The 10432-nt window shown below is 65.1% G+C and carries 10 protein-coding genes and 1 pseudogene; 6 read left to right on the top strand and 5 right to left on the bottom strand.

Going from position 1 to position 10432, the window contains the following annotated elements:
* The 3 genes from BN903_RS07755 to BN903_RS17370 form a co-directional block, all read right to left on the bottom strand.
* A partial coding sequence (locus BN903_RS07755; RefSeq protein ID WP_048077191.1) for a hypothetical protein occupies nt 1–328 on the bottom strand: 328 nt, incomplete at its 3' end.
* A 26-nt stretch (nt 329–354) separates the two neighbouring features.
* Nucleotides 355–831 carry a hypothetical protein gene (locus BN903_RS07750; RefSeq protein ID WP_048077190.1) on the bottom strand — a complete coding sequence of 159 codons (477 nt, stop codon included), beginning with the start codon at nt 829–831 and terminating at the stop codon, nt 355–357.
* 51 nt (nt 832–882) lie between these two features.
* Complete coding sequence (locus BN903_RS17370; protein WP_195155752.1) at nt 883–1056, bottom strand: hypothetical protein; 174 nt, start codon at nt 1054–1056, stop codon at nt 883–885.
* A gap of 102 nt (nt 1057–1158) precedes the next feature.
* Between BN903_RS17370 and BN903_RS07745 the strand changes: the two genes are divergently transcribed.
* From BN903_RS07745 to BN903_RS07720, 6 genes and pseudogenes are all read left to right on the top strand, one after another.
* The gene (locus BN903_RS07745; RefSeq protein WP_048077189.1) at nt 1159–3969 is read left to right on the top strand and encodes a DNA-directed DNA polymerase; all 2811 of its coding nucleotides are present in this window, start codon (nt 1159–1161) and stop codon (nt 3967–3969) included.
* 146 nt (nt 3970–4115) lie between these two features.
* Nucleotides 4116–5039 (top strand): ABC transporter ATP-binding protein, encoded by a 924-nt coding sequence (locus BN903_RS07740; RefSeq protein ID WP_048077188.1) that lies wholly within the window; start codon nt 4116–4118, stop codon nt 5037–5039.
* 52 nt (nt 5040–5091) lie between these two features.
* A pseudogene (sufB, locus tag BN903_RS07735) lies at nt 5092–6521 on the top strand (Fe-S cluster assembly protein SufB).
* Nucleotide 6522: 1 nt separating this feature from the next.
* Nucleotides 6523–7737, top strand: coding sequence for a Fe-S cluster assembly protein SufD (gene sufD, locus BN903_RS07730; RefSeq protein ID WP_048077187.1), 1215 nt, complete (start codon nt 6523–6525; stop codon nt 7735–7737).
* Between the two features lie 134 nt (nt 7738–7871).
* Complete coding sequence (locus BN903_RS07725; RefSeq protein WP_048077207.1) at nt 7872–8357, top strand: rubrerythrin; 486 nt, start codon at nt 7872–7874, stop codon at nt 8355–8357.
* Between the two features lie 40 nt (nt 8358–8397).
* Complete coding sequence (locus tag BN903_RS07720) at nt 8398–8841, top strand: metal-dependent transcriptional regulator (RefSeq protein ID WP_048077186.1); 444 nt, start codon at nt 8398–8400, stop codon at nt 8839–8841.
* A 27-nt stretch (nt 8842–8868) separates the two neighbouring features.
* Here the strand turns inward: BN903_RS07720 and prf1 are convergent, their stop codons facing one another.
* Entirely contained in the window at nt 8869–10119 is a 1251-nt protein-coding gene (gene prf1 / locus BN903_RS07715; protein WP_048077185.1) for a peptide chain release factor aRF-1, read from the bottom strand.
* Nucleotides 10120–10251: 132 nt separating this feature from the next.
* A partial coding sequence (locus BN903_RS07710; RefSeq protein WP_048077184.1) for a DALR anticodon-binding domain-containing protein occupies nt 10252–10432 on the bottom strand: 181 nt, incomplete at its 5' end.

The raw sequence follows: 10432 nt of genomic DNA, 5'->3' as shown, positions 1-10432 counted from the left end.
CACGGAACTCGGTGAGCGCGCCGTGGAGGTCGGACTCGCACATGTCAGCCGCGTCGAGGAGGTCGACCGCGGCGATCGGCCCCTCGTCGACGATCACCGCGAGCAGGCCGAGCGACCGGTCGTCGCGGACCGCTCCGAGCGTCTGCCGGACCGGCTCGGGAACGCCCGACGCGGCGGTCGCGAGCGGCGACTCGCCCTCAACGACTCGAAGATCGTCGTTGTCGACGTACCGCTCCGCGCCGGTGGCCGGGTCCCGCACGCGGCTCGACTCGGCGGAGCGTTTCACGAGGAGGTACGTCTCGCCGTCGTCGTCGCGAACCGTCTGCATGGCTGAACGGGCGTGGTCGTCGGACATTACGCTTCCGGGGAGGCAGGCTCTGGGTCGGCGCCCGTGCGGTCGTCGTCGGCGGTAGCGGTCTCGTCGTCGGGGTCGGCGTCGCTATCCACGTCCGCCTTTTCGCCGGAGCCGGACTCGCCGGAGTCCGCGTCTCCGTCCCGGGCTCGGCTCCACGAGCGGTACGTCTGGTACGTCCGGACGCCGGCCAAGAGGCCGGCGACGATCAGGGCGGGGCCGAGCCGGGACCAACCCTCGAAGAACCACACCATCGGGCCGAGCGCGACGAGGAGGACGGCGGCGTTGGCGTAGATGACGGCGACGACGAACGCGCGGAGCGTACCGGAGTCGACATCGCTCGCGCCCTCGAAGTCCCCGGCGTCGTCGAACGTCTTCACTGACGGGGCCTCGGGGATGTCGGGCGTCATCTTCCGCTCGGCGTCGGAGCTCTCGCCGACGGAGATCTCGCCCTCGTCGTCCTCGTCGAGGCTGAACACGCCCGAGGCTACGACGTGCCGGGAGAAAGGGGTTCCGCCCGGATGCGACCGTCAGACCGCGTCGGCGAGCCGCACTGTTCGGCTCGCCTCAACCCACGCGAGAGGGTTCGTCGCGTCGAATATCACCACGTTCCCGTCGTCCTCGTACACCTCCACCTCGTCGTCGACCGCGTCGAGATCGGCCGGGCGAGCCGCCTGAGATTCGGAACGTGGGTCCGAAGACATAGACCTTGGTAAGCCGTCACACATTAAATGCCTTTCCGTGGCGGGAGACCTCGCCGGACCCGAAAGCCGAGTTTTTTAGCCGGGTGACGCCGAAGCACGGGTATGACTCAGTCGGGGCTGTCGGACTTCTCGTCGACCGGGGCGGCGGACGACGGGGCGGACGACGGCACGCAGACAGAACGGGAGGACCTGGCCGCACAGGAGGCGGCCGTCGTCGCCGGCGGCGGGCGAGGGCGCGTCAGCGACGTCGTCGACGTCGACGAGGCGAAGTTCCCGGAGTCGACGGGGACCGTCGAGCTGATGATCACCCAGATCGACTACGCCGTCGAAGGGTACGGCAGCGACGAATACCCGGTCGTCCACGTGTTCGGCCGGCGGCCCGCGGAGAACACCGACGGGGACGCCGAACGCGACGCCGTCGAACACCTCCGCGTGCTCGGCGTGGAGCCGTACTTCTACGTCCCGACCGCCGACCTCGATCGGGACCCGGTCGAGGAGTACGACGTGGTGATCGGGACGCGAGAGGAGGACCCCGACGGCGAGCCGTACGAGAGCATCCGCGGCGAGCCGCTCACTCGGATCGTCACACGTACGCCCCGCGACGTGGGGAACATCCGCGACGACTTCCGGACGACGTTCGAGGCGGACATCCTCTTCCCGAACCGCTTTCTGATCGACAACGGGATCAACGGCGGGATCCGGGTCGAGGAGCGGCGGCTCGACGACGGCGAGGGGACGATCCAGGTCCATCAGGGCCACCTCGAACCCGCCGACGTCGACGCCGACCTCCGCGTGAACACCTTCGACATCGAGGTAGACGACCGCCGCGGCTTCCCCGAGGACGGCGAGGAGCCGATCATCTGTCTCACCAGCCACGATTCCTACGACGACGAGTACGTCGTCTGGCTGTACGACGCCCCCGAGGCCGAGGTGCCGTCCCCCGAGGACCTCCCCGACTACGAGGGGATCGTCGACGGCGAGGACGGCGACGAGGCGCTGGACTTCGGGGTCCGCACCTTCGAGGAGGAGGCCGCGATGCTCGACGCGTTCGTCGCGTACATCGACGAGACGGACCCCGACGTGCTGACCGGGTGGAACTTCGAAGACTTCGACGCGCCGTACGTCCTCGACCGGCTGGAGGTGCTCGACGACGGGAGCCAGTACGACCTCTCCGTCGACCGGCTCTCCCGGATCGGCGAGGTGTGGCGCTCCGGCTGGGGCGGCCCGGACATCAAGGGGAGAGTCGTCTTCGACCTGCTGTACGCCTACAAGCGCACGATGTTCACCGAACTGGAGTCGTACCGGCTCGACGCGGTCGGCGAGCGCGAACTCGGCGTCGGCAAGGAGCGATACACGGGCGACATCGGCGACCTCTGGGAGCAGGACCCCGAACGACTCTTGGAGTACAGCATCCGCGACGTGGAACTGTGCGTCGAGATCGACCGGACGCAGGACGTGATCGCCTTCTGGGACGACGCCCGGAAGATCGTCGGCTGTAAGCTGGAGGACGCGACGACGCCGGGCGACGCGGTCGACATGTACGTGCTCCACATGGCCTACGGGAACTTCGCGCTCCCCTCGAAGGGGCAACAGGAGGCCGAGGAGTTCGAGGGCGGCGCGGTGTTCGAGCCGATCTCCGGCGTCCGCGAGATGGTGAGCGTGCTCGACTTAAAGAGCCTCTACCCGATGTCGATGGTGACGATCAACGCGTCGCCGGAGACGAAGGTCGACCCCGAGGAGTACGACGGCGAGACGTACCGGACCCCGACGGGCGTCCACTTCCGGAAGGAGCCCGACGGGATCATCCGGGAGATGGTGAACGAACTGCTCGACGAACGCGAGGAGAAGAAGGCGCTCCGGAACGAACACGATCCGGGGACCGAGGCGTACGAGCAGTACGACCGTCAGCAGGGAGCTGTCAAGGTCTTGATGAACAGTTTGTACGGCGTTTTCGGATGGGATCGATTCCGCCTGTACGACCGTGAAATGAGCGCTGGCGTCACTTCTACCAACCGCGAGGTGATCGCCTTCACCGCCGACGTGACCGGCGAACTTGACCGGAAAGTTACATATGGAGACACCGACAGCGTCATGCTTTCTCTCGGAGATTTATCGAAAGAAAACGCGATCGAGACCTCCTTCGAGATAGCGGACCACATCAACGACCGCTACGACGACTTCGCGCGCGAGGAACTGAACGCCGACTCACACCGCTTCGAGATCGAGTTCGAGAAGCTCTACCGACGCTTCTTCCAGGCGGGCAAGAAGAAGCGGTACGCCGGCCACATCGTCTGGAAGGAGGGGAAAGACGTCGACGACATCGACATCACGGGGTTCGAGTACAAGCGGTCGGACATCGCGGGCATCACAAAGGAGGTCCAGCAGAACGTCATCGAGACGATCGTCACGGGCGACGACATCGACGAGGACATGGAGGAGGTGAAGTCGTATCTCGTGGACGTGATCGCGGAGGTGCTCGACGGGGAGATAAGCGTCGAGGAGATCGGGATCCCGGGCGGGATCGGCAAGAAGCTCGACGCCTACGAGACGCCGACCGCACAGGTCCGCGGGGCGAAGTACGCCAACCTCATGCTGGGGACGAACTTCGGGAGCGGGTCGAAGCCGAAGCGGCTGTACATCAAGAAGGTACACCCCGACTTCTGGGCGCGGATGGAAGAGGAAGTCGGTCTCGACCCGCAGCGCGACCGCCTGTACGGGGAGTTCAAACGTGATCCCGACGTGATCTGCTTCGAGTACGCCGACCAGGTCCCCGAGGAGTTCGAGGTCGACTGGGAGAAGATGCTCGACAAGACGCTGAAAGGCCCGATAGAGCGCGTGATAGAGGCGCTCGGCATGTCGTGGGAGGAGGTCAAGACGGGCCAAGAACAGACCGGACTCGGCTCGTTCATGTGACCGTGGACGAGCGAGAACGCCGTCTATCGAAAGCAGTTTTCGATCGTTAGAAAATTTCTTGGTCGATATGCGAGTTTTGACGGGGAGATGCGTAACCATTAACCCCCTCAACTCCTACTGTTAGGGTACGAGGCACGAGAATACATATGGCTACTCTCGAAATCAACGATCTTCACGCACGAGTGGCGGAAGAGGGCGGCGAACGCATCCTTCTCGGGGTCGACCTGACCGTCGAGTCCGGCGACATCCACGCGCTGATGGGGCCGAACGGGTCGGGGAAGTCGACGCTCGCGAAGGTGATCGCCGGCCACCCGGCGTACGAGGTCACCGGCGGCGAGATCCTGCTCCACCTCAGCGAGGAGGACGTCGCGGACATCGACGCCGACCTCGACGACGAGGACTACCACTGGGAACTCTTAGACCTGGAACCGAACGAGCGCGCCGCGCTCGGCATCTTCCTCGGCTTCCAGTACCCCGCCGAGATCGAGGGCGTCACCATGACGAACTTCCTCCGACAGGCGCTCAACGCGAAGGCGGACGAACGCGAGGAGCTGTTCGAAGACGAGGACGAAGCGGAGGCGGAGGCCGACGAGGAGGACGACGAGGGGTACGATACCTCGCCCATGGAGGGTGCCGCCGACGAGGGCGAGATCGGCGTCGCCGAGTTCCAAGAGATCCTCTCGGAGAAGATGGAGCTGCTCGACATGGACGAGAAGTTCATGCAGCGCTACCTCAACGCCGGCTTCTCCGGGGGCGAGAAGAAGCAGAACGAGGTCCTCCAGGCCGCAATGTTAGAGCCGAGCGTCGCCGTGCTCGACGAGATCGACTCCGGGCTGGACATCGACCGCCTAGAGGACGTCTCGAAGGGGATCAACGCGCTCCGCGACGAGCAGGGCACGGGCATCCTCCAGATCACGCACTACCAGCGCGTCCTCGACTACGTCGAGCCGGACCACGTTCACGTAATGTTAGACGGCGAGGTCGTCAAGAGCGGCGGCGCGGATCTCGCGGAGAAGCTCGAAGACGAGGGATACGACTGGGTCCGCGAGGAAGCCTTCGAGGCGGCGTAACCGAATGCGGGCACGCGACACACCTAAACGCGGAAAACAGTAACAATACACCATGAGTTCACAACAGGACGACCTACAAGAGACGGACACCGAGGCCCGCTTCGAGTTCAAAAAGGAGGAGAAGTCCGCCTTCCAGACCGAGAAGGGCCTCACCGAGGAGACGGTCCGCGTCATCTCGGAGGACAAGGACGAACCGGAGTGGATGTTGGAGCGCCGCCTGCGCGCGCTCGAACAGTTCCAAGAGATGCCGATGCCGACCGACTGGCCCGGCCAGCCGGACCTCTCGGAGATCGACATCGACGAGATTGTTCCGTACATCCGTCCCGACATCGATGTCCGCGGCGGCGCGGAAAACTGGGAGGACCTCCCCGAGGAGATTCAGGACACGTTCGACAAGCTCGGCATTCCGGAGGCCGAGAAGAACGCGCTCTCGGGCGTCGGCGCGCAGTACGAGTCCGAGATCGTCTACCAGAACATGCAAGAACAGTGGGAAGAAAAGGGCGTCATCTTCTGTGACATGGACAAGGCCGTCCGTGACCACGAGGAGATCGTCCGCGAGCACTTCATGACGAAGTGCGTTCCCCCGAGCGACAACAAGTTCGCCGCGCTTCACGGCGCGATCTGGTCCGGCGGCTCGTTCGTCTACATCCCGGAGGACACCACCGTTGAGATGCCGATTCAGGCGTACTTCCGGATGAACAGCGAGGGGATGGGCCAGTTCGAACACACGCTCATCATCGCCGAGGAGGGCTCCGAGGTCCACTACATCGAGGGCTGTTCGGCCCCGAAGTACTCGGCCTTTAACCTCCACTCCGGCGGCGTCGAAGTGTTCGTCGGCGAGGACGCCCACGTCCAGTACTCGACCGTCCAGAACTGGTCGAAGAACACGTACAACCTGAACACGAAACGCGCCATCGCCGAGAAGGGCGGGCGCATGGAGTGGATCTCCGGCTCGATGGGGTCGAAGGCGACGATGCTGTACCCGTCGACGATCCTGAAGGGCCGCGGCGCGTCCGACAACCACATCACCATCGCGATGGCCGGCGAGGGGCAGGACATCGACACCGGCGCGAAGGTGTACCACAACGCGCCGAACACGAAGTCCACCGTGGAGTCGAAGTCGATCGCGAAGGACGGCGGCCGCACGAACTACCGCGGTCTCGTCCACATCGCCGACGGCGCGGAGAACTCCTCGACGGCCGTCGAGTGCGACGCGCTGATGTTCGACAACGAGTCGACCTCGACACGATGCCGTACATGGAGATCAACGAGTCGAAGGTCGACGTCGCCCACGAGGCGACCGTCGGCAAGATCGGCGACGAGGACATCTTCTACCTCCAGTCGCGCGGTCTCGACGACGACGACGCGAAACAGATGATCGTCTCGGGCTTCATCGAGCCGATCACGGAGGAGCTGCCGATCGAGTACGCCGTCGAGCTGAACCGGCTCGTCGAGCTCGAGATGGAGGGTTCGCTCGGATAACATGAGCACGCAAGCAATCGAGAGCCTCTCGGAGGACACGGTACGACGCATCGCCGACGAACGCGACGAGCCCGAGTGGCTCTTAGAGACCCGTCTGGACGCGCTCGCCGCGCTGGAGACGGCGGAGCTGCCGGACGTCATCCAGACGCCCGGCCGCCGCTGGACCGACCTGGAGGCGCTGGACTTCGAGGCGCTCGTCGACCCGCTGAACCAGGCGGACGCGACCGAACGGACCGCGGGAGACGACGAGGCCGTCGTCCTCCCCTTTACCGAGGCGCTCGCCGAGTACGGCGACATCATCGAGGCGAACTTCGGCTCCGTCCTCGACCCCGACCACAACTACCTCACGGCGCTTTCGGTCGCGCTCTTTACCACCGGCACGTTCGTCTACGTCCCCGAGGGCGTCGACGTCGAGGACGTGACGGTGCGCGCGGAGATGAACTCCCGCTCGCTGTTCAGCCAGACGCTCGTCGTCGCCGAGGAGTCGTCGTCGGTGACGATCCTCGAATCGATCGAGACGGGTGAAAGCGAGGTCGGCGACGACCGGTACTTCTCGAACCTCGTCGAGGTCGTCGCGGGCGAGAACGCGAACGTCCAGTTCGGCTCGCTCCAGAACCTCGACACCGACTCGTACACCTACTCGCTGAAGCGCGGCGTGACCGACACGTACGCGACGGTCGACTGGATCGAGAGCAACTTCGGCTCGAAGCTCACTCGCTCCGATATCGAGACCGAACTCAACGGCGACGGCTCCGAGAGCCAGATCGTCGGGACCTTCTTCGGCACCGACGACCAGCACTTCGACATCAACGCCCGCGTCTGGCACCAGGCGGAGCAGACGACCGCGGACTTGGTGACGCGCGGCGTGCTCGACGACGTCGCCCGCTCGGTGTACGAGGGCGTTCAAGACGTCGGCGAGGACGCGTGGAACACCTCCAGCTACCAGCGCGAGAACACGCTGATGCTGTCGGACGACGCCGAGGCGGACGCGTCGCCGAAGCTGATCATCCACAACCACGACACCGAGGCCTCGCACTCGGCGACGGTCGGACAGGTCGACGCTGAGGACCTGTTCTACCTGGAGAGCCGCTCGATCGACTCGCGGACGGCCCGGAACATGCTCGTCGAGGGCTTCTTCGTGCCCGTGTTAGAGGAGATCGCGGTCGACGAGTTCCGCGACGACGTCGAGGAACTGGTCGTCGAGCGTCTCCAGTAGGCTGTCGGAATCATTCGATCCCGGACTCGGTTTTTCCAGCGCGTTCGCGGCCCGCGAGGGGAATCGCTTAAGACCGGCGACGCCCGAGACGGAGACATGCGAACCCGCGTATCGCACCGTCTCGGGTGGTCGCGGTGAGCGTGAGCCAACGGGTCACCTCGGACGACCAGCTCGCGCGACTGCTCCAGATCGGAATCGTCCTCGAAGAGGTCGTCGAAGCGCGAACGCACCGTCACTACCAGCAGTTGGACGCCGAACTCGACGCGGAGGTGGAGGCGCTGCTCGCGGACGCGGCCGAGGAGTCGGCCGACCACCGCGAGCGGCTGGAGGCCCTCATCGAGGGGCTCGGCGTGGAGAGCGTCCCGTTCGGCGAGATCGAGTCGCTGGTCGACGCCCGCTACGGGCGGACGCGACCGGAGGACTTCGACGACGTGTTGTACGACCAGCTGTGTAACGAGGAGACGGCCTACAAGTTCTACGACGACCTCATCGAGGCGATCGAAGGGTCCGACGTGGCGTTCTCGATCGACCGCGAGGAGCTGCTCGCGACCCTGACGGCGATCCGCGACGACGAGGCCGAGGGAGTGCGCGAGGTCACGGAGGTCATGGAACGACGATGAACCGGGCAGACGAGTCGCCGACGAGCGACGGAGGACAGCCGTGAACACCGCAGATCAGTACCTTAAGACGATATACGTCGTACAGGACAGCGAAGACGGCCCCGCGTCGACCGGGTCGATAGCCGACGCGCTCGGCGTCAGCCCGGCCAGCGCCAACGAGATGATCGGCAAGCTCGAAGAGCGCGGGCTCGCGGAACACGAGAAGTACAAGGGCGTCAAGCTCACCGACGACGGCATCGTGCGGGCCAGAAAGGCCCTTCAGACCTACTGTATCATCGAGCGATTCCTCGCGAACGTCCTCGCGGTCGAGGACTTCCAGGCGGAGGCCCGCGAGCTTGAGGCGGTCATCGACGACACGGTCGCGGAGCGGCTCGACACGATCATCGATCGCCAGCCGGAGTGCCCGGACTGTTTCGACCCGGAGACCGACGCCTGCGCGTGTCTGGAGATCGCACCGACGCCAGTCGAACCGGAGCAGCAGTAGCGACGGCCGAAGCGGGCTTTTCGGTACTCAGACGCCGGTCGAGTACCGCAGAATGCCGGCGATACCACCGAAGGCGTCGAGCAGCTGTTCGCCCTTCTCGAAGTCCGTCGAAATAAATTTTGTGTCCGTCCCGCGCTGCTCGGCGATAGCCATCAGGTGTTCGATGACATCCTCGCGCTCGTCGACCTCGGCCGCCTCACCGCACTCCGCGCACTCGTGGTCGGGCGTCGAGTGCCGCGAGTCGATCACTTCGTACTCCTCGTGACCGTTGGGGCACTCGTAGACGACGACGTCGGAGCGGAGGTCCTCGGAGATGAGCAGTCGGTCGACCGATCCCATGATCAGGTTCCGGCGGGTCTGTTCGAACCCGTAGGTCGCCTCCTCGCCGGTGTTGAGGTTCTCGAAGAACGTCTCCATGTTCCGTTTGTCCTCGACGATCTCCTGGTCGGCGAGCACCTCGCTGGCGTTGTCGACGAGGTCCTTCAGGCCCGACTCGTCGGTGTACGCGACGTCGAACTTGCCGAGGACCTTGTCCTGAAGCTCGTGGTGGAGGTAGTCGCCGTCGAGGAACTCGTCTTTCGTCGGCGACGGGCCGCCGACGAGGATGCCGTCGAGCTCGTGGCGCTTGTCGACGAACAGGTCGTCGGCCATCCCCGCGACCTCCTGATAGAAGTTGTCGATGGCTTCTAAGCGCAGGCGGGCGAACCGCTGTGCGGACTGTCCTCCTTTCCGCTGTTTGCCGGGGACGAGCGAGGAGGCGGACTTGACCGGCTCGACGCGTTTCCCCTTCAGCCAGCCGACGTTCGCCTCGCGGCGGTCCAAGACGATGAGCCCGAAGAGCCCGGTGTCTTCGAGCATGTGTTCGAGCGGCTCGGTGAGGAACGCGGAGTCGCAGTGGTACCGGAACGACTCCACCGGTTGCGGGGGGGACTCCAGCGTCCGGGTGACCATGTCGGTCTGGCCGCCGCCGGCGTCGATCGCGCCCGAGAAGATCACGAGCCCGTTCTCCGGCGGGTAGGTGTCGTAGTAGCGCAGCCGGTCCTTGATCGAGGTGAGCGCGTCTTGGACGGCGGTCCGCGTCTGTTTCGACTTGATGTTCGACGCCTCGCTGTGCTCTTGGGTGACGTGGGCCACCACGTCGGAGACCTGCCGGTCGTCGGGGACGTAGATGGTGACGAGCTGGGTGCCGGAGCCCTCGAAGTCTCTGAGCTCCTCGATGACCTTGCGGAACTCGTACTTCCGGCGGTCCTCGTTCGCCTCCTGTGCGTCGCTACTCATTGGTTCGAATACGGTCGCGTGCGTGTAAGTAAGCTTTGACCTGTCGATACGGCCGGAAACATCCGTCTCGGTCGGGTCCAGCGGTGGTTCGCTCAGAGCGGGACGACGGGCGCTCGCGTCTCTCGGCCCGGCCTACATCGACTCCGGCGCTTCGACGCCCAGCACGTCGAGCGCGTTCGCCATCGTGTGTTTCGCGGCCGCGACGACCGCGAGGCGGGCGGCGCGCAGGTCGTCGGTCTCGGCGGTGACGACCGGGCACTCGCGGTAGAACGCGTTGTACGCGTCGGCGAACTCGCGCGTGAACGTCGCGATC

This window comes from Halorubrum sp. AJ67, from assembly GCF_000513435.1.
This window is presented reverse-complemented; position numbering and strand designations above follow the sequence as displayed.

Bases quoted from the DNA above. Each gene is read 5' to 3' on its own strand.
- BN903_RS17370 (WP_195155752.1), bottom strand. From the start codon at position 1,056: ATGTCTTCGGACCCACGTTCCGAATCTCAGGCGGCTCGCCCGGCCGAT.
- BN903_RS07745 (WP_048077189.1), top strand. From the start codon at position 1,159: ATGACTCAGTCGGGGCTGTCGGACTTCTCGTCGACCGGGGCGGCGGAC.
- BN903_RS07740 (WP_048077188.1), top strand. From the start codon at position 4,116: ATGGCTACTCTCGAAATCAACGATCTTCACGCACGAGTGGCGGAAGAG.
- sufD (WP_048077187.1), top strand. From the start codon at position 6,523: ATGAGCACGCAAGCAATCGAGAGCCTCTCGGAGGACACGGTACGACGC.
- prf1 (WP_048077185.1), bottom strand. From the start codon at position 10,119: ATGAGTAGCGACGCACAGGAGGCGAACGAGGACCGCCGGAAGTACGAG.